The sequence below is a fragment of the Acidovorax sp. LjRoot194 genome (assembly GCF_964253015.1).
Taxonomy (GTDB): domain Bacteria; phylum Pseudomonadota; class Gammaproteobacteria; order Burkholderiales; family Burkholderiaceae_C; genus Acidovorax.
In genome coordinates this window covers 133,636-155,970 of sequence record NZ_CAXUQB020000002.1, presented here as the reverse complement: position 1 = coordinate 155,970, position 22,335 = coordinate 133,636, and the positions used below count along the sequence as shown (strand labels likewise).

The following is a 22,335-nucleotide window of genomic DNA, read 5'->3' as shown; positions in this document are numbered from 1 at the left end:
CGAAATTCCAGCACTCACGCCGCGAAAAGCGGCAGGGGTTCTGGTTCGCAGGCAAAAGCCTGTTTGAAGCTGCGCAGGGTGGCCGCGATTGCCGTACCTACCGCCCGAAAGGGTTCGTAGCAGATGCTTTGGCCTAAAACCTCATGGCCAATCGTGAGTCCAAGATCAGCAACCAAATGCGGAGGCACTTGCTTGAGACGCGCATGCTCAGCAACCGTGAATTGCCGGAGCAGATCAGGGTTGGTTGGGTGTTGCAGCTTGGGCTCAGTGCTGCGAATGCGCGCATAGCCCTTCCCGATAACTGAGCTTTTGGTGCTGAAGGCGGTCACCACTTGCATCTTGAATCCCTTGCCCTCGCTTAGATCCCGTTTCTCCTTTTCTTTGAGCCCCTGCATAGAGGACCAAAGTTCAGAGTCGGCAGGAACATCGTCAAGGATCTCTGCAATTCGCCGCTCAGCCCTTTCGGGCCTCTTCAGCGAGGCAAAGTCGAATTCAAGACCTTCGGTAACAGCCACCACACACAGGCGAGAACGGCTTTCTATCGCGTTCCAGTCTTGAGACTCAAGATGCGTTTCATGAACTGCATACCCTAAGTCACGCAACTGATTGCGAAGAATGCACATCGACGCAGAGTTCTGCCAGGCCGGGACGTTTTCTAAGAGGGCCACTGCCGGCTGCACCTTTGCGAGGATCGCTAGGTATGCCAGGATCAGGTGGCCGACCTCCGGATGGGCTTCGGCATGGCCTGCGCCATTGCGTCCACGGCCAGCGACCGACGCGCCGCTGCATGGGATGCCAGCCTCCATGATTTCCACCTTTGGAAGGTGTTCCATGAGCCAGGAATCGAACGCTACCTCTTGCATTGGAGCCGCCAGAGGAATCGTGTTTTCACTCCAGGCATCGTTGTGCCCTTGAGCATGCTCCAGCAGCTCCGCCCGGATCTCATTTGCAAAGGCCAGCGTGGTCGACACACCGCCTTCATCCAAGCCCGTATGCAGCGCATGCGTAAGCACACCGCCGCCATGGGCTAGAGACCCGACACTCAGCGGCTCCCCTTTTGAGAGCTTATCGGTGACTCGTTCGAGTCGTTCGCGCTTGGCGATCTCGACGGCCATCGGAAGGATGACTATGCGAGAGCCTTGCACGATGACGCGGACACTGTTGAAGCCCTCAAAAATCGACAGCACCTCCGAGGAGTTGATATCGATGATGGGGATCTCCTTTTCACCCTTCAGCTTGCGAGAAACGATACGTTCACCGAACTTGTTGTGCTCCAAGATCAGCATGGTCCGCTCTTCATCCTTGCGGACGTTGAAGCGCGTACCGGGAAGGAATCCAGCAGCTAGTGCCTTAAAGCCTTCCAGCCAGATGCGTGGTCGACCCTTGTTCTCACCGATCTTGGTGGTTTCGTACGCTTTCATGTTGTGCTCCGGAAAAAACGAAGCACAGCCCGAGCGGGTCTAAGTGCCCCGCATGGGTTGAAGAAAAGCTGGTTGCCCAGCCATTGGGTTAGGTCTTGCGACCGGGTCTGCATTGTTGACTCCTGCAGCGGAGGTTCAGCGCCTGAATTACTCAGGTGGGCTAAATGCTTACCGGAGCCGCCAACTGGAGGCTTCGGAAAGCACCCCACCTCACGGTGGGAGCTTCTTGGTGATGGACATAACCTCCGTCAATCGGTCAAACGTTGTGTCCGAGGGATGAAGAGCTATGCCGTCATAGGCGTGCACGTTTGTCCGCTAGCGTTTGAAGGCATTCGGATGAAGTGCCTATTTAGCGGATGGTCCCATGACCATCTTCCTGGTGTTGTGCCCAGCTTCTCGACGCAAGCTTTCGCCTCGCTGAAAGTCTTTACTGGGGAAACCGTTCCAGCAACCTCTACGGTGAAGCAACCGGTCCTGCTGAAGCCAAGCCTCTTTGCGAGCGAGCTCGTGGGGAAGGCGTAGCCGATAACGTGCTGTGCTGTATTCATGAATTGAGAACTCCTGAAAAAGCGAGGCACTACCCCGACGGGGAGAGCCCCGCATGGGTTTAAGAAAAATTAGTTTGAACCGGGTCCTTCGACCAAAAACACATCCCAGTCGGAGCGGCCTTGGTTGTCAGGTTCTTCGCGAAGACTCAACGAGGCATCAATGGCCCCCCGAACGGTCATGCCTTCACACCGACGATGCGGCGTGAGAACTAGACCGTCCACAGCCAAAGCTCGGGCATCACTTGGGAGTGTCGTCACGATGATTGCTGAGTTAAGTGCCTTACGCGCCTTAGTGAGCCACTGGAAGTCCCTAAGGCATCCAGATGCCCCATTGGTCTTCCAATACATCTCGCTGGCCACCCAGGTCAACTGATGAGCCATCACGTCGTCGTAGGTACCCAGCACGGGGCTGGTCCACCGTTTCTCTCTCTTGCCGGCCCAGGTGTATGTGCGTGAATCTCCAGAGAGGAAACACAGAACGAATACATCCTGCTCGCGGCTCAGTGCATCTCCGAGGATGCGCACGGCGCGGAGTTCATAAAAAATCTGAACTGACATGCTGTGCCCCCTTATGCGAAGAGCTCAAGGTTGGAGCATGCCGCTCCGATCTCGACTGGTGCGCCGGTCTTGACGAGATAAAACTCGGAAGGCCCGCTTACTTGCGACAAAAATGTGAGGTTTTCTCGCGTGGTGATGGGAATCTCGAAGGCGACCGAATCGCCGTCCTTGAATACCTTCCATTGAGATTTGTCCCAATCGTGACCGTAGTAGCTGTCGATGTACGCCATCCCGTTTTCGTCCAGACGCTTGTGGGCGACTGCACGGAAGTGTCCAAGCTCAGAACTTTGTCTGACCGGCAGCTTGTGAAGTGCTGCCAGGTAGGCTTCAACAAGCACTTTTTTGCCGCGAAGAAGACGCTGTTCGCTGTGGATCTCCCATGCTGCCCCCTTCTTGAAGTCCCCATAAAGAGAGCGACCACAAAGGCCCCAGGTGCCGTCAATACGTCGCCACTGGGGTTCCCCGCCATGTGTTGTTTCCTTGGCAAAGGTGACGGTAGCGGCCCCAGCGTTGTCGAAATGGTATTTCAGCCAAGTGCTGGACGAGTCAACGACCGGCAATTCTGAAAAACCGAGTTTGATATGTTCAAGTTCATTGATCATGTGTGCTCCGATAGAAAACGAAGCACACAACCCTGCGGTCGATATGCCCCGCGTGGGTTGGTGGTGAACTGGTTGCCCAGTCCGTGATGGATCTACGATCCGGTGCTGCGTTTTAGACTCCTGCAGCGGAGGTTCAGCGCCTGAATTACTCAGGGGGGCTAAATGCTTGCCAAAGCCAGAGTTTCTGCGTTCATGATGATTCCTTTGAGTGAAAAGGAGGCACCAACCCCCGAGGGGGAATGATGCCCCCTAGGGTCGAAAAAACTAACTCGTTTACGTTGGCCCACAGCTGTCGCCGTAAGCCCCTGCGGGAAGTACCCAGTTGTCAGTGAAGATCGGGGCTGTGTAAGTGTGCTGATTTGCAATACCCACCCAGTAGGCGTTTGATGCCGCAGGATAGGGCGTGCCGGCAGCAGCCAGTTGCTCCACAGACAAGCTTCGATGAATCGTTACCTTGAACTCTCGTTCGTGGTTCGCAATCCTCGTGAACTGTCCTGGGGCGATCAGCTTTACGGTTGCCCACTGGTGCTTGTTGCCAAAAATGCAGGATCGGCAACTTGCCCTGCTCCAGCCAATCATGTATGCGACAAAAGGTACCACCCTCCAGCGCTTCATGATCGCCCAGACCTGTTCCTCTTTCCACTTGTGTACCGGGCGCCAGTGATCAACAAACCGTTTGACGCGTGCGCCGTTGCGGTTGTCTTTCCGATGGGGCTCAAACTCGTGGTAGTTGGAACGGGCCTTGGACTCTTCAGCACGCTCGCCGGTGATAACCAGGGTGCGGCCGTCAAGGAACTGAGGGTCATTTGAGATCCACGCATCGGATGCGGAGATTTTCAAACTACTCGAACACCACCTTTGACTCAGCGATGCTGTCACTTGAGGAAATTTCCTGCGTGTGTTGGGCTTGCCTTCCCCCCCTACCTCCATGCGTTTTCCATCCACGAGGAAAGGGATCGATACAGGGGCCGTGGGTTGGTTCTCTCTCAACATTTCCCGTTCGAATCCGCCGATGCGCCAGCTCTGCGAAAAGCGCACACCAAAGGCATGTGCGAACTTTCTGCAGTAATCCGCGGTCACCGGCCAATCCATCAGGCCATCCTTGCCCGTCTCTTCTCCATCAACGTTGTGGTGATGGATCTCGATCAGGTCTTTAGGAACGCCGTTCTCCAGCAAGTGCAGAAACGACGCTACCCCGTCCTTCCCCCCGCTGAACATCACTACATACCGGTCGTACGAAAGTACATCGATGGGATCGGTGTGCGCCTTTGACTGAGGCAGTGTGGCCAGCTGGGTGTCGTACTCGTCCCGGAACATGTCCCCCTGAGTGAGAGATGTTCCAGCGTCCGCTGATCCGCTTGTGTCTTTCAACATTTGTACCTCCGACTTGGAGCAGGACTGAGCCCCGAAGGGTCCAGCCCCGCGAGGTTTTAAGGTCAAGCTGCCAGCGCAGGAATGAAGCTGCGCAGCGCCGAATCGATGTGGGTGTCATCGAGGTAGCTGTACAGGTTTAGATCCCCATCCATCCCAGCGCCGTCGCCAATCCGAAGACGGCTCATGTAGAGCAAATCCCAGCGATATCGCATATCGCGGTTTTTGCAAAGCTCAGCGCGGGGAAAATTGCCTGCGGCATAGGCCGCGCGCCGCTCAACTGTGTCGAATGGCTGCACCGCGTTGCGCAGCGCAAGCAGATCTTCTTGGCGAATTTTCATAGTCATGGTGTGCTCCAGAAAATGCAGACGGAGCACCCCACTGCGGGAATGCTCTTCCCGCAGGTTGATGAAACCGGTGAACCGGTTGGGTTTGCTGAATACCCGGTTGGGTGAGGTCAGCGCCTCTTTCGCTGCCAGCATTACGCGGGACAGTAAAAATCGATTTTCTGAAGCGCCCTCCTCCATCAGGACGCTTGAAAAAACCGCCTTCCCAGGCACCCGAAGGTGCGTGGAAAGGGGTCATGGTTCAGGCTGCAGCGGTTTCCTCGGATTGCTCCGTCTCGTCCATTGCTGCCATGTCGCCGGTCGTGATCTCCAGCTCAGCCTCGATCTCGAATTGCCGCTTGCGCAGCGCAACGAATCGTTCTTGCTGGTCGAACGGCTTTGTAACTTCCACTTGAAGGTCGACCAATTGCTTTTTGAAGTACGCAACACGGGCGATCTTTGACTCCAGCGTTGCCGCCAGGTCATCAACGACGTGTTGAGCATGCGTAAGCACGGCTTGCGGTTTCGATGCACCTGCTGCATCGTAGGTGTGTGATCCTTGGAGCCTGACGCTGTAGTTGTCCTCGCCAGATCTCTGAATCGACACACTGAGCCCCATGAACGAGCCAATCACCGACCAACCGATAGGCGCGTTGATCATGGCTGCACCGACTGCATGTACCGCGTCGGAGACGCATTGCTGCGCTTTTCCGAATACCTTCATGCCTGTGCCTCCAGCGAACTCGTAGTTCTTCACCATCGCCATGTCGGCTTTGATGTTGCTCACCGCGTCGCTTGCACTCTTGATCCAATCCGGCAGGGCTTTGATTTCCCGCGCATTGGACATTTGCTGCCTTTCCCAAGACTGCCTTAAAACGGCCAGCTTGGTCAGTTCAGCGTCAACCCCTGCCCGTTCGAGCACCAGGGGGTTACCAGAGGCAATCGCCACCATTTCCGCATACGACAAGGTTGCTGCCTCTACGTCTTCCATCGTGCGAATCTCGTCATTGCCAACCATCACTTGCGCGATGAATTTAGCCTTGGTCACCAACAGCTGCGCGATGTACGCGTCGAAGCTGGCAGACGTGAGATACGTGAAGATGAAAACCTTCGAGAACATGTTGCCCTGACGCACGATCCGGCCGACTCTCTGCTCCATGTCGCTGGTCCTCCATGGGAGGTCCAGGTGATGAAGAGCAATCAATCGGTCCTGCACGTTCGTTCCCATCCCCAACTTGGATGTGCTTCCCATCAGAACCCGAATGGTCCCGAGACGCACCGCCTGAAACAGTTCCTCCTTGCGGACGTCAGTTTCGTAGTCATGGATGAAAGCGATCTCATCGGCTGGCACACCCAGCTCGATCAGCTCAGACCTCACTTCGTTGTAGGCGGTGAAACCACCCGTCGCGCTCGGCGTTGACAGATCACAGAAGATGATCTGAGCGGCCTTGCTTTCAGCGTATTGCTCCCAGATTGAATGCACCTTGCGTGCGCATTCGTAGAGCTTTCCGCTTTTGTCGGCTGGCGCCGGCAGACCCACCAATCGCACATCCAGTGCGGCCCTTCGGCCATCACCGGTCACCTTGAGCATGTTGTCATCCGAAGGCTTTACACCACCGTTTCGGATCTTCTCCGCGCGCTTCACAAGCACCGCAACATAGTCGCGAAGGTCTTGTGAGGGCTCCACAGACACCGTCTCCATCACTGGAGTTGGCACCGGCAGATCCAGCATCTCGGAAGTCCGGACGTCCGCAACAAGGCGGAACATTGACATCAGCTCAGGCACGTTGATGTAACGGCTGAATCTGCTCATCATGCGATACCCAGCCCCGTCTGGCGCCAATTCAAGCGCAGTGACTGTCTCGCCAAAGTTTGCTGCCCACGAGTCGAAGTGTTGCACTCCAAACTCTTCGAGCATCTGCGGCTGCATGAACCGCATCATGGTCCAAATTTCCGCCGTGGAATTGCTGATCGGCGTTGCCGTTGCTCCGATAAGCCCCTTGCCATCGCCACGCTTTCGCATGACGTACTGAGTTTTGACGAAAACATCGAACGCGCGCTGTGAGTTGCTGTTTGGCAACCCGGCAATGCGGTCCATCTTCGTGAACTTGTATAAATTTTTGGCTACGTGTATCTCATCATATGCAAGCTGATCAATTCCCAGATCTTCGAAGGTCAGCATATCGTCTTTTTCAGACTGTTTGCTTTTCTTCTCCAACCTTACTTTCCACGCCTTCTTCGCCCGCGCCAATTCCTTGACGATAGAGCCCCGTCCGCTGCTACCAAACTCACGAATAGCTGTCTCGATGACATCAAGTTCCTCTTCAATAAACGACTTCATGTAGTCATCGCTTATCTTGATTCCCTCAAAGGTCGAGTGCGTCACGATCACGGCATCCCAGTCATGAACTGCGATGCGCGACAGCATCAGCCTGCGCTTGTCACCCGACAGATCGTCTTTCGACGCTGCCAGAACCTTCGCGTGCGGATATGCCTTCAGGAAATCCCCAGCGAACTGGAGCAGCATGTGGTTAGGTACTACATACATCGTCTTCTTGGCCAGGCCAAGCCGCTTCAGCTCCATACCGGCGCAGATCATCTCCAGAGTCTTTCCCGCACCAACCGCATGGGCTAGCAACGTGTTGTACCGACTGGAAATTACCCGCCACACAGCATCTCGCTGATGCGATCTCAAGGTATATGCATTGGACATGCCCGGCAGCACCAGGTGCTTGCCGTCGAACTTGCGCACTACTACCGAGCGGTAAAGCAGGTTGTATTGCGCAGCGAGTGTTTCCGCCCGCTTTTCTTCGCTCCATAGCCAATGAACAAAAGCCTCCTTCAGCTGATGCTGCTTCTCGCGCGCCACCACCGTCTCTCGGGGGTTGACTACTCTTGAACCATCAATGGTCTTGTCGTAGATCGTCGGCTTGCGTTGGTTGAGCTCAAGCTCCAGAAGGGTTGCTGCGTCCACGCGGCTGGTGCCGAATGTCTGCGTTGCAAGCACCCCGTAGCTCATGCTATGACTGGCTTTCACCGTCCAGGCCCCTACGCGCTCATCAAACTGCACCTCGTTGTGCGAACACTTGAAGGTTTCATCCATGAATTGCACATAGAACCTGGCTGGAATCCACGTCGAGCCCAACCGCGCATTGATTTCTCCGCGTTCAAGCTGACGAGGCATCACGCTTTGCAGCGCTTTGACGTTTCGCTCGTACTCGTCACCAGCCAGTTCCGCCAGCTGCAGCTTTCGCCGCACGTTGCCGGACAGGTAGCTGTCAGCCGAATCCCAGTTCATCGTTTCCGGGTCGAGGTACACCAGCTCCAACGCCGCCAGTTCCTGCATCGCCACTTGCTCATCCTTGCGGACAAGCTCAGCGATTCGGGTGGGCACTACGCGGCCAGATTCACCAAGGACGACTTGCAGGGCTTCCTCGACGCTTTCGCACCGGTCTACCCGCTTAGTCACCCCCATGGTGTTGCGCTCGAAAATCGGCGCTTTGGTTGCCGTCTCCGTCTCAGCATTCCAATCCTCTATCGACAGCAACAACGGCAAGTCAGGGTCCACGCTGAAGGCGCGGCGATTTGCAGTTGCATTGACAGGCCCAAAGGCCAGTACGTGCTTGTCGTAGGTGATGTTCAAGCTGATTCGCAACCTGGCCAACACATCTTCGTTGTGAGTCGCTGTCTGAGCGGCTATGAGGCTGCGCAAACTGTCTCGCACTTCGATCATGCTGACCAAGCGGTCCAGAGACTTGCCGGCTTTGCCATATGGCTTAGCCTTGTCGCCATCTACCTCGTACACCTTGCCATCAATGATGACCAGGCCTGGGCGACGGCGCTCTTCCAGCGTGATTTCAGCTACCTTCTTCCCCTGGTTCGCAGCTTTCACTGCGCGGGGCTTGTAGATACCTTCTGGCAGCTCATTGACACGTTCCATCAGTGCTGCCTTGAGATCCCCAGTGAAGTCGCAAACGACGGACATCCCGTGTTGGCTTGTGACCCCCTTGAGCTTCCCGATGACAGACCGCGGATGTGCTGCAAAGTACCCATTGACGCTGATGCGGTTGTTCCAGTCGCCGCAGATGGGCGAGGATCGCTCCAGCACCCTGCTTTCGAGCCACTGAGGCTCGTTGGCATCCGGCGCCTTGCAGACACGCTTTTGAAAAATCAACAGGTCCGTCGTGACCGACGTGCTTGCGATCTCCTTGAACGTGTCGCGTGGCAGGCGGATGGCTTCCACCAGCTTCGCTTCGCTGCTCAAGTAGGCGCGATGCCCACTGGTCCACGAGTCCATAGTTCCCGTGGACGTGACGACCGCCACCAGCCCCCCTGGCCGCACAAGCTCCAGTGATTTCGCAATGAAGTAGTTGTGCAGGCTGTAGTTGGCGAACGGGACGTTGCGCAGTTCTGCTGACTTCTCTGCTCCGAATGGGATATTGCCGATAACGAGGTCATACCCTCCTGCGGGCAGGTTTGCTTTTTCAACTTCACTCTCAATTACCCTCACGCCGTACTGCGAGTACATGGCCTTCGCCATACGCGCCGACAGGCTGTCGACTTCAACGGCGGTGATGCGGCTCTTGCGTGCCAGCTCCTGCGGCATTGCGCCGAGGAAGTAGCCCACACCAGTGCAAGGATCGAGGACGTTGCCGCCGTCGAAACCCAGACGCTGGACAGCTGACCACATAGCCTCCACCACCATCACTGGTGTGTAGTAGGCATTGAGGCTGCTGAGAGATGCCGACTCGAACTCGGCCGGTGTCAGCAATGATTTGACTTCTTCGTGTCGAGCGGCCCATGCCGTATCGCTTGTAGCGCCGTCCAGTGCCTTCACCAAACCACCCCAACCCGTGTACAGATTGAGGAGGCCTTGCTCTTGCTCGTCGGCGCCCCGCCCTTCTGTCTCCAGCTTGCGCAGGAGACGAATGGCGGCGATGTTTGCGTCGTACTTCGGGACACTGGTCGTGACCGATGCATGATGCGTTGCCTCAAGCACAGGCCACAGAGTGGCTGGCACAGGCTTTGTGGAGTCTTGCTGGGCTGCTTCCATTGCGGAAGACAGAGGCCCAAGGACCACTAACGGATCTTCTTCTGGGGCGAACCCAGGCAACCACATGCACACTTGTGCGATGGCATTGATCTTCATAACTGCCTCCGGGAAAAACCCCGAGGCGCACCGATCCTCCATACGGAGGGGCGCTCCGCAGGGAGGTTGGTAAAAGTCGCTTGTAAGGGCGACAAGGTTTGCTGAATTTGCTCCGTCAGCTCGGAGTTTTGAACCTATGCACTACGCATGGGTGTCGAAAATCGTTTGTCAAAACCCTCTTGTGAGAGCTTTGAGAAACGCCCGCGCAAAGCACGGGGTTTCGTTCGTTCTATCGCCAGCTGATAGAAGCCCCCAGCAGCGAATCGGGACGTCGATTGACTATCCGTTTTGCTGCCTCGTGGGCCTCATCAATGCTGCCGAAGACGGCGGGTTCGGTTGAGAGTCGATCCTGCGTGGAGAGAATGACTCCGTTGGGACCCAGCGCTCGGTCATCGGCGTTGCCACCAAATGCGCGATCACCATCACCCCAATACTCGACCACGATCATCGATACCGGCGAGACACCTTGGGATTGCCACTGCGCCTTGTGACGCTCGACATATTCGGGGTGCTCAAGTCCATGGCGGCCACTACTCATGAGTGCCACTTCCAGACGCGTTCCTGATCACACCGTCAAGAATGTCGGGTACAGCGCTGACGAACGGAGCCAGCAAGCGCAGACTCAGTTCAATAGCGCGAGATCGCTCTTCTAGCGATAGTTCCCGGTAGTCCTTAAAGAGCCCCAGATCCGGGTGCTCTGCGAGAGCTTCAAGGAAGGCGTTCTCCTTCTTCATCCGCACGAACTCAGCCTCCAATAAAGGACAGTTTTCAGGAGCGGCGACACGGAGTTTTGCTTTTTGGCAGGCCAGGTACGTTTCGTTGAGGAACGTGGCCTGGTCTTCAGCGCTGAGCAGATAGGTTTGTCGTCGATCCAGAACCACACGATCAATCCCGTGAACCGCATATCGCGGATCAGTTCTGAGCTGCAGCCGATCAAGAATCTCCTGCTCATACGCGACAACTACTGGTCGAATCGTTTCTTCCAGTGCCATTGCGACGAACAGCTCCTCGGCGGCATCGACCATTGTTTTCGTGTAGCCGTTGGGGAATTTCGACATGGGTATCTCCTAAGGAAAAAGGGAGACACCCCCGCCTGGGAGTTGTCCCCCAGGGGTTGAAATTGAAAGCGGCTTACACCATCAACGCCTTGAAGGCGGAGCTGAGGTAGTGGCCGAGGTGATTGCCGTGTGCGTCATACACGCTGAATACCGACTCACGTCGACGTGAGGAGAAATTCATGGTGCTTGCTGAGAAACGAACACCGACCACCGAGCACTCACCGAGCACGTCCGGAACCTGCAGCCCGGCATCAAGCAGGAGCTGCACATCCAGCACGCCCGTCTTGAACTGGTTGGCCAGGTCATGAGAGCTACTGTTCGGGTGATCGTGGAAACGCTTTTCAAGGTCCGCACGGGACAAGAGGAAGCGGCCTACTGGCTGAGTGATTTGCATGAAGATGCTCCAAAAAAAATGGGGCACCTTCCCCATCCGGAGTTAAGTGCCCCGGTGGGTGAAATCAAAACGCCGTCAATGTCCAACATCCAGCCAATACGGCAGGGTTGGGCTATGACGACACGACTGTCGCGGGCTCAATCAGCAGATCGAGGCCCCAGGTTCATAAAACCAATGGCTCCTTGTTGGGGCCATTTACCCATCAGGACAGAGCCCTGGTGGGTGAGAAAAATCACGAGTTGCCTCGCGATTCATTTACTGCGTTTTTAGACTCCCGAGTACGGAGTTAAGTGACGCAAGCATAGCTGGCATCGACAAATTCTTGGGGTGGTGGCTCTCGGTTGAAAGCCCCACACCAAAAACTCGTTTGATCGTTCTCACCTCGCTCTCACCGGCGCCCAATTAGAGCTCCAGGTCGAGTTCGGCAATGATGGTGTCGAGCACTGGCATTTTATGTCCGAAGCGGCCATGAAGATAGCACCGCGTTACTGCGATTTTGTAGTCAGCTCCCGCGCCAACATAGACCGCCCCCTTGTTGTCCTTGGCCTTCGCCAACACGGTCCCATCGGCCAGACAGTCAAACGATGGTCTGATAGCGTCGATCAGCACGCCGGCACTTTCCCACCTGGTGGTTGGTGACCAGTCAGACAACAATCCAAAGAGCATTTGGCTTTTGGCAACGTTCGCCTCCAGCTCAGTTTCAAAGAACTCTGTGACCCGGTTTCGGAGACGCTTGCCCGTGTGGTCGATGTAGGTGATGGACGGCAGCGCTGCCCCGGTGGTGCCGTCCACTCCATAGCGGACCACCTTGATCGGATAGACGTTCACACGCTGGTTATCTTCGTCAGACTCGTTGACGGTATCCCAGAGAGTCAAGGGGAGGACTCGCTCCCGCATCTTGCTGTCAGACATGTTGACAGGCTCGCGCAACGGCATCCCCTGCGATACAGCAGAAGCCCAATCAAGCGCAGCAAGGGGGGCATCAGAAATCGGGATGGTTATCAACTTGGCCATTGGGATTCTCCACTCACACAAAACGCAGACAACTCATCCTCCGCCATCGTATCGGCTTGACATCAGAGCTCACCAAAAGCCGCACAAAAAGTGCACCATTCCATTTGGCTTTGGGGTTGTCCCTTATAGAGGGACAACTCCAAAACCACCTGCTCCATCGCGAACCCACCGTTAGCAAACGGTGGGGTCGGATGAGGTCAGGAGTTCAAGGGGTTTTGGCGCGTCAGAACACGCTCAAAAATGCGTGCCACACGCTGGCCGAACGGCACTCGCGGCGTGACATAAACATGCAACCCATTTGGAAGCGGGTTAACGTAGGTCAATCCGGCTTCGCGTTTTTTTTGAAAAGAGATCATGGTGTTTCAAGAAAAAAACCAAGTCACCGCCCACCGGGCCGTGACCCGGAGGGTTTAAGTAAGTGAGCAACGTTCAAGGAACGCCGCCCTTTCACATGTGGCTTACGCAGTAGCTGGCTCCGCAGCAACCTTTGCAGCTTGCGGAAAGCCTGCCTTGAGGATGCGATCAGCCGCCGAGAAGATGCGCCCCGCACTCTTCTTCAGAACATCACGTGATCCAGCGTGGCCAAGCCAGTGCTGAACATAGCCCCGAGATTCATCAAGGCCAGGCAAGGACAACGCCGCGCTGCAAAGAAACGCGACTGACTCCGCCTCCACCTCTTTCACGGCTCTGTCCAAATCGACCCCGCAAACAAACTCCTCGTCCTCTCCATGCATAACCACATGCGCAATTTCGTGCAGCAGGGTCTTCAATGGATGTGCAGCGACAGGAGAAATGGCGACGGCCTTGCGCTTGGGTTGCGCATAGCCTTGCATGTTCCCGTCGACCTGCCGATAGGGAATCATGCTGATGCCCAATGTCTCAAGGGCCAGCGTCTGATTCCACAAGGGCTGAGTTTCCGTTTCTTCATCAGATCCGGCTTCAGTCTGCTCTTCAGCGCGGGGGTCAACCTGAGTCTGCGAATATGCAAACCAGTTGTTGCGCATGACAAAGATGCGGCGAGGCATTCCGTCTTCGACAACAGTGGCTTTCTCATCCGCAGATGACTTCCCACTAAGGGTAATGGGCATCCACAGGCCAATTGCCTTCTGTCCCTTCATTACCGAGCGACCCTTTTTTTTCCACGCGTTGAATGAGGCGATTGGACCAATATCCACCTCACGTTCGCACAACTGGGCCACAGCCAGCGCCTGGTTGCCCAAGCTGTACTTGTGAAAAGCCCAGTAATAGTCCCCTAGTTTACCCGGTTGAGTGAGAATCGTTTCTAGCAGCATCAACCAGTCGGGTCGGGTGACTTCTTTCTTTTCCATGATGACTCCACAAAAAGCGAAGACACCCTTCCAGCGGAAGTAGTGTCCCGCTGGACTAAAAAAACACTGACGAGACGTCAGTGCGGTGTTGCTGCGTTGTCTTTCGACGAGTGCAGCGGCCTCTTTTTACCGGCCATTACGGCGAGGGTGAAAAACTGTCTTTATCGATGGGCGCTGGATCAACGCACATGGAAAAAGCCCCTGCAAAGCCGAAGCTTCACAAGGGGCAGTCAACTGAAAGCTAAGCTCATGCGGAAGCATGAACATCGATATCAGTGGACGGGCTCAAAACCTCCAGAAACAGGGGGGAGTCCTTCGAATCCCATACCTGGAGTCGAAGGCAGATCTACCGGTACAGCTGGGGGCTTGGCGGCAGGAACCTTGCGCGTTGCGCGAGGCTTGGAGGACTCAACGGCTGTCAGTCGAGCGGACATGTCTGCTACGACTTTAGACAGCTTTTGGATTTCCTCGTTTTGAGTGCTGAGAAGGTCGATCAACTGTTTCGTTTGATCATCGACTTTCTTCGCACTCTCAAGCGACGGTTCCTGTTTGGAACCAGTCTCATTTTTGGGTTTCGGTGCTGCTGCCGGTGTGCCTCGCATCTTTTCAGAGATGAAGCCCATCAGCTTGAGGCCGCGGTCGAACACATAACCAATCGAACCAACCAGCGCCAAGAAAAACAAAAACTTGTCCATGATGCACTCCAAAAAAAAGGAGGCACCGTTCCCGTGTGGGTAGATGCCCCCACAGGGTAAAAAACGCCAACATGAGCTGACGTGACTAACGCTGATTCACCTTTCGGCGAGGAACAGCAACCTCTTAAAGCCACACCATTACGGCGAGGGCTAAAAAAGCAGACTTTTCTAAAGACCCACATGGATTCTTAGAAAAGCCCCCGCCACTGTTGCAGCGGAGGGTTCCGGATCACGGGTTATTCAACCGCATGATCCTGTATAGCCACAGCTCGCACACTGATCGCATCCGTTGTATTTTGCAACAGAGTTCAGCATACATTCCGGACATTTTTTGCCACTCATCGGCTTCACTGCAAAGCGCATTGCCGCTTGATGAGCTTCCCCTTCGGGAATCGAGTCAGTCGCGCCCAAGAGTTTGCCGCTTTCCGGCAAGATACCCAGCCGTTGGAAGCGATACATCAGGAGATGCGCGACATAGGCGATGGTGGACGGATAAGAGGCTTGCTTTGTGCTGCCAGGCACCTTTGCCAGAAAGTCTCCCTTCGGCTCTTTGTACGTAAGCAGTTTTTGCAGCTTCATTCCAATCCATGCAGGGTCGGTGATTCGCATGTCGATGGACAGGAGCTTGCAGAGCCCGTCGAAGGCAGCAGGATAGTCACCTGCAAACCACACGCTGTAAGGACGGTTCGATCCGTTGGGCATCTCCAGCTCCTTGACGAACAACACGAAGTCATCGCCTGTCGCTGGGTTCTTGACGTCCACCGTCCAGGAAAGCGTCCCCTCTGGACCCGCCTTGGGTTCCTTGCGGAACATCATCGAGTCGATCAAATCGCTGGTGCTTTCGCTGTCGAGCCACCCGATCTTCTCCGTGTGGTACTGCACAATCTGTGCGAAGGCAGAGACCACACCCGGCACGTCGCGCTTCTCCCCGGTGGGAGGCATGGACATACCAAACGGTTCGCCCACGCAAGAGCGCAGAGTCTCCAGTTTGAGCCTCAACCACGCTGAATCGAAGGATCGCATGTCCATCGAGAGAGTCTTGGCGATAGCTCCAAGGCCGCGTGGGGCCTCGGCACCGTTGACCCAAGTCTCAAAAGGGTGGATGTAGTCCGCCTCATGGTGCCCGACCATTACAGCGAAGTCACCCTGAGGGTTCTCCACCATGTAGGTATATGCCGGGTTCCCATCCGGCATGTGAGGCCGGTCCAACCAGCGAAGTGCGTTCATAACCTTTGCAGGCAGAGACGCAATGCGCAGGCGACGGTCAGGGTCCACTTCCTCCGGTTCAGCTGGCTCTGCTGCCGGCTGGCCAGGGGCGGTGTCGGTCGACACAAGGATCTGCCCTACTTCGCTGTTCGGCCGGTAGGTTGTGAGGCCCTTGAGCCCCGCAATCCATGCATCCATGTAGAGCGACTCGAAGTCCTCAAACGGGTAGTCTGCGGGCAGATTGACCGTTTTGCTGATCGCAGCATCTACGTATGGGGCCAGGGTCTTGACCATTTCAAGGTGGGCCGTCACATCGAGTGTCTGCGCCGTCTCAAAGTAGTCTGGAAGCGGCCCACTGGAGCCATTGAGCATGCGGTACAGCAAGTACGCCGGATTTGCCCACTCGATTTCCTTGTGGGAGCCGTCGGCCTGCAGCACCTTGCGTTGATAAGTCATACTGAAAACTGGCTCGCAGCCGGAGCTGCAATTGTTACCAAAGCTCAGCGAGCCCGTGCCAGTCGGCGCAAGCGCCAGCAGATGACTATTGCGGATGCCGATCTTGCGGATCTGCATCTTGAGGCTTTCAGGGAGTCGGCTCGCGAAAGTGCCCTCTCCCTTGATTGAGACGCCCTCCAGGTACTTGTCCGGATCGAACAGTGGGAAAGCCCCACGTTCGAGTGCCAGCTCCACAGAGGCCTCGTACACGGTATCGCGCAGGGTACGCATCATTCTTTCGGCGAAATCGCGGCCCTCGGGTGATGAGTACCGCAGTCCCATCATGATGAGAGTGTCTGCCAATGCAGTAATGCCAACCCCGATGCGACGCTTGTTCATTGCCTCCTGCTGCTGCTCAGGCAATGGCCAGGGAGTCAGATCCAGGACGTTGTCCAACATACGGACAACGACGGGTGCGATTCTCTGGAACCCTTCCCAGTCAAAATCCGGCGTCCCTTCCCATACCGAAGTCCGGACGAAACGCGAAAGCACCAGGTGGCCCAGATCGCAGCATCCGTAAGGCGGTAACGGCTCTTCGCCGCAAGGGTTCGTAGCCTCGATCTGCTCGCAGTAGCGAAGGTTGTTGTCTGAATTGATGTGATCGATGAAGACCACACCAGGCTCCGCGCGTGCGTAGGTCGCACGCATGATGCTTTCATACAGCTCCTTTGCTCGGATGGTGCGGTACACCCACTGGCCGTCACTGCGTTGGGTTGCCCCTGCAGCAATCTGGGTGGGCGACGGCTTGGCGCTATGCACCAGTTCGAACTGCTCGTCATGGCAGACGGCGTTCATCAATTCATCAGTTACTGCAACCGAAAGGTTGAAGTTCTTGAACGGTTTGCGATCCGCGGCCATGCCGGGATCATCAACGCGCTTGCAAACGATGAAGTCCAAAATGTCCGGATGGTCACACCTAAGGATGCCCATCTGTGCGCCTCGGCGCGCACCAGCAGAAATGACCGTCGCGCACATGGCGTTGAACACTTCCATGTAGCTCAGCGGACCGCTGGCATAGCTCTTGGTCTTTTCGATCCACGAGCCTTTCGGACGGATCTTGCTGAAGTCATATCCAACACCACCGCCGAGACGCATGGTTTCTGATGCCTGCGCCGCAGCTTTCATGATGCTGGGTTGTCCCTCGTGGGATTCATTCAGCGAGTCGTATACGGGCTGCACAAAGCAGTTGGCCCAGGTAGTTTTCAGACCCTTCACACCCGCAGACGCATTGATGCGCCCGCCAAGTACGGTGTAGTCGAGTGCTTCACGAAAAACGGGTTCCAGCGAGTCCGGCTCAACCTCGTTTTCCGCGAGCGCTTTCGCAACTCTGTCCAGCACCTGTTCCGGAGTGGATTCGTTGTCTCTCGCGTACTTTTCAAGAAGGATTGCACGCGAGCAATCTTGCAATTCAACACCCATGCGGGTGACAGTTTCCATTTCCATGATTGACTCCATCTTGTGTGTGAGGCTGAGAACAAACCCATTCAGGGCTTCCCAAAGCCACCCGCAATGAGGGGCTTGGGGAAACCCTGAAAGGGCCAAAGAGTTCCAACCCACACACGGAGTCGTCAGTGCTGCAAGCAACACAGGCCAGCCGGGGTGAACCGCTGGCTACGGCTGGTGTTTATTTCTCCAGCAAAGAACTTGAATCCCGGTCATAGACGCGAGATAGCAAAAACTTTCCGCATCACACGACAACCATGTGATCTGGAAAGCCCGCCCCGGAGGGGGCGAGTTTCATTCATCGGAATCTCCCCGAATAGGTGAGCTAAGCCGTCTGAGCACTGACCAGGCCAACCTCATCGCTGAGCCCGCATAGGGACCAACGAATTCGGGTGGCTGGAGTGCTGGCAAACGACGAGCTACACAGGCGACATGCTGTCGTACGCCCGGATCAATCGCAAGCTGCCCCACCATGAATTTCCGGTATTCGCCGGTAAATCCTTTAGGTGGAGAGAAAGCGCCACCGGCACCCGGCGTGGTATCGACCAGGTTGAGGTTGACGCGACCGTATTTCATGTCGCATTCCTCACGCGGCTTTCAGCATGGCAAGGCGTACGGATGGGAGGCTTGGAAAGCCGCCTGCGCCGTGGACTCGAAGCACATCCATCCAATCAAGTGATTTCTCACCTTGAGGAATCTCACCTTGCGGTGTGATGGCCATTGCCTTGATGTTCTTCTCCCAAGCTCGCTGAACAAGCTTGCGAGCTGCTTCTTGGCCATGCCCTTTCGGATGCTGCGTGGTAGGCAGGTCCTTGTCCGAAAACACGATCAGTGTCTCAACACAGCTTGGTATCTCCAGAGACTCCATCAGGGTGGCATTTACCGTTGCCCACACTGGAAATCCTGAACCCTCCATAGCTGCTAGAGCCGTCTCGATGCCCTCAGCGACTCCGAGCACCTTGCCAGGTTTGGCAAGACGAATGGCGGCACCGTGGATGTTTCTGTCATCCGGATACCCCATCAGTTTCTTGACGCAATCCACATCTGCCTTGTTGCCGCTCTCATCGAGATAAGTGCGGTGCAAGGTGACGGGTTTACCGGTCGGGGACAACACTGGAGCAACGATCCCGGGGTGATACCCGGTAATCTCTGTGCCATTGTGGTATGCCAACCTTGGGTGGAAGAAAAGTCCGCCTGTCATGGGCCGCTTGAGCCCCCGGCGGGCCAGGTACAGCCTGCCAGGTTCAGCACTGCGATGCGTCAGGGGCACACATCCTTCCATCACTCTGTTGAGTGACCTCACAAGGGCTTCATTGTCCTTCGCAGGGGCCGAAAAGTTGGGCGGCATTTGAGCGATTCGAGGTAGTAGAACGCCACCGGATTTATCACCCGTCAGCAATTTCATGACCTCTTCCATCGTCTCGCGAGCAGTCCAGCCGTTGACCCACATCAGCGTCGCAAAGCCGTCCCCGTGATTACCACAGGTGTTGCAGAGCGAGCGTCCGTCCTTGACGTAGGAAGGCATCATTCGATACCCGTCAGTTCCGCCATGGACAGGGCAGCTTACGTGCCCTTTTGAGCGCTTTTCAAGCGCAGGGGTGAGCAAGGGTGCGAGGGACTGGAACACGAAATCCCAGCGCCCCTCAGCAGTCTCCTTGGCCTTTCGCCAGCGCTCATCCCAGTACGCTTGCCATTCGGCCGGCGATCTTTCTCTGGTTCTCATTCGACTCTCCTTAGTACGCCCAAGCGGGGCATACCCAAATGCCCGAGAGGACACTTGGGAATGCCCCGACAAGGGAATGGGGTGAACCAACCGAGAACCCCCAACCGGGGATTCCCGGAAGGGACTGAGTGAAGCGGCTAGACCGGAGGGTCTAGTTCAGAAGCGCAGTGGAGCCCCGTTGAGCGCATCGTCGTTGTCGAACTGCGATTCTGGGTATCCACGGTTCGACCCTTGCGTATTGCTCTGGGTAACGTGCGCGTGCCGCTGGGTGTTGGCGCTAGCTGCTGGAGCTTGGCGCGAAGGTGAGGGCCGACGTTGAGCTGCCAGGTCAGGTGCAGGCGCAGGGGCGGCGGGTTTTTCAGAACCGCTGTCCTTCGTGCGTGAACTATCACCCAACTTTGGGAAGACGGTCACCTTCGTCGCATGCACCTCAGTGAAGATTCGGTCTTGCGTACCGGGAGAGCTAGCGGGCACCTTGCGGGTCCGCATTGCTCCCTCGACATAGCAAGGACTGCCCTTCTCTGCGTATTTCTCAAGATACTCAACCGATCCTTTCTCGCGCACTACCACGCGATGCCATTCGGTGTGTTCTCGCAGTTCCGTAGTTTGACGATCACGCCATTTGTCGGTGGTTCCGATGCTTAACGTGGCGATGCGGTCGCCACTTGGAAAGGTTCGGATCTCTGGCTCGCTGCCCAAATATCCGAGCACTCGCATTTCATTGACGAACAACATGCTTTCTCCTGGTTGCGCAACTTTCCACCCAGCGGGTGTTGAGTCGCTGGGATTGACGTGTATTGCGCACTACGCGCGATCACCGTCGGAAAGGGGGCGGTCAGCCCCATCAAACAATGCGCTCAAGGCGCCGTACCTTCTGAGGAATCATCACAGTCTGTTCGACCATCATGAATTCGTTGAGAAGTTGAATGAACGCGAGGCGCGTCGTATCGCAAGCCTCATCGAAACTTCGAACCAGATCGAGTCGGTTGCGAAGCTTGTCCATCGACCAGTCAAGCATTTCCTCGCGGCTGACGCCGTGATCAATGCCTGAACCCAGTGTGCGGGACCAGAGAAGTGGCTTTTTCAGATTCGTTCTCGGGGCTCGACACACGCCGCACAGGCAGGCACTTGAGGTGACAGCCTGGTAATTCAGCTGACCGCAACGCGTGCAAGTGCTTTTGTAGCCGGGGTCATAAACCTCTGCTTCAAAGAGCACCAAATGCCCATGTTGACGGCCCTGTGGGAGGATCTGGTACGCGCCGTTCATGTCTTTCTGGAACGACCTCAGGGGAATGTTCAATTCGTCCCAGTAGTCATCAACACTCATGATTGACTCGGCTTTGTCGCACTCAGTGCGGGTAAGGCCAAGACGATGCAGCTTCACGTTGTGTGAATAAGTGGTGATGGTATTGATGGATGAATTGGTCGAATAACGTGGGTGTCCCGACAGAAAAGCGGCAATGCCTTCTTTCGTATTTGGTACAGCCTTTTGGGTGAAATACATGCGGATCTCCTATGAATGAGGAGGCATGCATCCCCACGGGAGTGCAAGCCCCCAGTGGGTTGATATAAGTGCCAAGTGTCTTGAGGTGGCGTCCTCTTTTACTTTCAGTCATTACGACTGGAAGATAAAACTGTGCTTTTCGCTGAGCACTTTTCAGTGCTCACTGAAAAACACACCCAGCCGAGGCTGGGGTGTTTAAAAGCTTCAAATCAACCGGTTGGAATCTTCGAAGCGCCGCAGAGCGGTCTCGTACCAGAAGTTCAACTCGTCGATGTCGCGGCCTGAACAGAGCTTCTGCCCTTCCAGATACAACTCGTTGAGTTCCTTCTCTTGCTTAGCCTTTTCCATCTTGGACTTCACTTCTTGCAAAGGCGACGGTGCCTTTTGCTGTTTCGTGGCAGTCCTCGGTGCTGGGGCTGGAGCTGGAGCTGGCGGTGAAGACTTCGCTTGCACAGGTGCCGGCGACTCCTCAGGTGCGGTCGCTTGCTCGGCGGGATCACGGCCTTGAACCGGTGCTTGAGCTTGCCTAGCCGATGGGCGTGGAACAAAGCTTGGGCGCGGTCCTGCAGCCTGTCTGGCCTGGGCTGGAGCAGCTGCTGGTGGACCAGCCTCGCTTCTTGCAGCCATCTGCTGACTTTCGTAAGCAGCTTGGAACGGCGGTGGCTCGTAAGCCCCGTCAGCGGCCTGACTCAGCGTCAACCCCTGGCTGACGCCAAGGTTTGCAGCCGTGTCCAATGCCAATGCTGTGTGCATGTCACTGGACATGGGGAGCTTCCCGCAAAGTGAGCGAAGTGCCGTTTTAAGGCCCATGGCTACATACTGGTCGATCCATGGGGTCGCTTTGCCTTTGGCGAGTGCAGATTGGTACCCACGGCTTTCATTCCGGATCTTGTTGATCTGGTGAATGCTCATGGCGACAAATGTGCGCAAGCCTGTCGGCAACACTGCTACCGCGTAGAACCCGATCACCTCACCCCGTTCATCATCGGTGGCGGGAAACCCGCCGTCGTGACAAAGAGGCTCATGGATCAGTTCCCGATTCAGTCCAAAAGACATTTTGAACAGATCGGATTGACGCACTTCCTGGGCATAAATGTCCTGGACGTATCCAGACTGACGAACCAGTTTCATCAAGCCTTTGTAGCCTGGGATCAACTGGCATTCTTCGCCGTAGGGGACCAAGAATGCTTCGCCGTTCTGCCCGATTTCAAGCCCCAACTGGGAGGCCTGGATCACGGAAGCCAGCAAGCTCAGGGGCGTACACCCTTCCAACGCCGGATTTCTCCGAAATGCTGTGAGAGCGATACGCATGATGCGTTCGACACCCAGATGCTTGGGAAGAGCCTTGAGCACTGCCTCACGGCTTTGCTCCAGCAGGTCGGGAAAGGGGATGTTGTTGAGTGCTGCCAAGGGCTGGGACGCCTGGGCTGCGTTTCTGCGGATGTGCAAAAGTGTTTGGCTCATGGTGAAACTCCTGTTTGACGCGGAGACACCTTCCCA

19 protein-coding genes are annotated in these 22,335 nt (G+C 55.9%); all 19 read right to left on the bottom strand.

All coding sequences use genetic code 11. The features are described 5' to 3' along the window. Positions 1–14: 14 nt before the first annotated feature. Complete coding sequence (locus tag ACSQ3N_RS26990; protein ID WP_436137216.1) at positions 15–1,421, bottom strand: DNA cytosine methyltransferase; 1,407 nt, start codon at positions 1,419–1,421, stop codon at positions 15–17. A gap of 617 nt (positions 1,422–2,038) precedes the next feature. Further along, positions 2,039–2,527: a hypothetical protein gene (locus ACSQ3N_RS26985; protein ID WP_436137215.1), complete on the bottom strand. Its 489-nt coding sequence runs from the start codon at positions 2,525–2,527 to the stop codon at positions 2,039–2,041. 11 nt (positions 2,528–2,538) lie between these two features. After that, on the bottom strand, positions 2,539–3,129 hold the full coding sequence (locus ACSQ3N_RS26980) for a hypothetical protein (protein WP_436137214.1): 591 nt from the start codon (positions 3,127–3,129) through the stop codon (positions 2,539–2,541). Positions 3,130–3,402: 273 nt separating this feature from the next. After that, positions 3,403–4,503 carry a phosphoadenosine phosphosulfate reductase family protein gene (locus tag ACSQ3N_RS26975; protein ID WP_436137213.1) on the bottom strand — a complete coding sequence of 367 codons (1,101 nt, stop codon included), beginning with the start codon at positions 4,501–4,503 and terminating at the stop codon, positions 3,403–3,405. Between the two features lie 62 nt (positions 4,504–4,565). Then, a complete protein-coding gene (locus tag ACSQ3N_RS26970) occupies positions 4,566–5,027 on the bottom strand; it encodes a hypothetical protein (RefSeq protein WP_436137212.1) in 462 nt (153 codons plus the stop codon). Positions 5,028–5,088: 61 nt separating this feature from the next. Continuing rightward, the gene (locus ACSQ3N_RS26965; protein ID WP_436137211.1) at positions 5,089–9,975 is read right to left on the bottom strand and encodes a DEAD/DEAH box helicase family protein; all 4,887 of its coding nucleotides are present in this window, start codon (positions 9,973–9,975) and stop codon (positions 5,089–5,091) included. 229 nt (positions 9,976–10,204) lie between these two features. Beyond that, the gene (locus tag ACSQ3N_RS26960; protein ID WP_436137210.1) at positions 10,205–10,513 is read right to left on the bottom strand and encodes a hypothetical protein; all 309 of its coding nucleotides are present in this window, start codon (positions 10,511–10,513) and stop codon (positions 10,205–10,207) included. Next, positions 10,506–11,033, bottom strand: a complete 528-nt coding sequence (locus ACSQ3N_RS26955; RefSeq protein WP_436137209.1) for a hypothetical protein — start codon at positions 11,031–11,033, stop codon at positions 10,506–10,508. The genes ACSQ3N_RS26960 and ACSQ3N_RS26955 overlap by 8 nt, the downstream gene beginning before the upstream one ends. Before the next feature lie 73 nt (positions 11,034–11,106). Continuing rightward, on the bottom strand, positions 11,107–11,427 hold the full coding sequence (locus tag ACSQ3N_RS26950; RefSeq protein ID WP_436137208.1) for a hypothetical protein: 321 nt from the start codon (positions 11,425–11,427) through the stop codon (positions 11,107–11,109). Between the two features lie 402 nt (positions 11,428–11,829). Further along, a complete protein-coding gene (locus ACSQ3N_RS26945) occupies positions 11,830–12,441 on the bottom strand; it encodes a hypothetical protein (protein ID WP_436137207.1) in 612 nt (203 codons plus the stop codon). A 197-nt stretch (positions 12,442–12,638) separates the two neighbouring features. Continuing rightward, the gene (locus tag ACSQ3N_RS26940) at positions 12,639–12,797 is read right to left on the bottom strand and encodes a hypothetical protein (RefSeq protein ID WP_436137206.1); all 159 of its coding nucleotides are present in this window, start codon (positions 12,795–12,797) and stop codon (positions 12,639–12,641) included. Between the two features lie 102 nt (positions 12,798–12,899). Beyond that, positions 12,900–13,769, bottom strand: a complete 870-nt coding sequence (locus tag ACSQ3N_RS26935; protein WP_436137205.1) for a hypothetical protein — start codon at positions 13,767–13,769, stop codon at positions 12,900–12,902. A 272-nt stretch (positions 13,770–14,041) separates the two neighbouring features. After that, positions 14,042–14,464, bottom strand: a complete 423-nt coding sequence (locus ACSQ3N_RS26930; RefSeq protein WP_436137204.1) for a hypothetical protein — start codon at positions 14,462–14,464, stop codon at positions 14,042–14,044. Positions 14,465–14,704: 240 nt separating this feature from the next. Continuing rightward, positions 14,705–17,608: an adenosylcobalamin-dependent ribonucleoside-diphosphate reductase gene (locus ACSQ3N_RS26925; protein ID WP_436137203.1), complete on the bottom strand. Its 2,904-nt coding sequence runs from the start codon at positions 17,606–17,608 to the stop codon at positions 14,705–14,707. A 294-nt stretch (positions 17,609–17,902) separates the two neighbouring features. Further along, positions 17,903–18,184, bottom strand: a complete 282-nt coding sequence (locus ACSQ3N_RS26920) for a hypothetical protein (protein WP_436137202.1) — start codon at positions 18,182–18,184, stop codon at positions 17,903–17,905. A gap of 10 nt (positions 18,185–18,194) precedes the next feature. Beyond that, on the bottom strand, positions 18,195–19,331 hold the full coding sequence (locus ACSQ3N_RS26915; RefSeq protein WP_436137201.1) for a DUF7146 domain-containing protein: 1,137 nt from the start codon (positions 19,329–19,331) through the stop codon (positions 18,195–18,197). Positions 19,332–19,487: 156 nt separating this feature from the next. After that, positions 19,488–20,066 (bottom strand): single-stranded DNA-binding protein, encoded by a 579-nt coding sequence (ssb, locus tag ACSQ3N_RS26910; RefSeq protein ID WP_436137200.1) that lies wholly within the window; start codon positions 20,064–20,066, stop codon positions 19,488–19,490. Positions 20,067–20,175: 109 nt separating this feature from the next. After that, complete coding sequence (locus ACSQ3N_RS26905) at positions 20,176–20,835, bottom strand: hypothetical protein (RefSeq protein WP_436137199.1); 660 nt, start codon at positions 20,833–20,835, stop codon at positions 20,176–20,178. A 204-nt stretch (positions 20,836–21,039) separates the two neighbouring features. Next, a complete protein-coding gene (locus ACSQ3N_RS26900) occupies positions 21,040–22,299 on the bottom strand; it encodes a recombinase RecT (RefSeq protein WP_436137198.1) in 1,260 nt (419 codons plus the stop codon). Between the last annotated feature and the right edge of the window lie 36 nt (positions 22,300–22,335).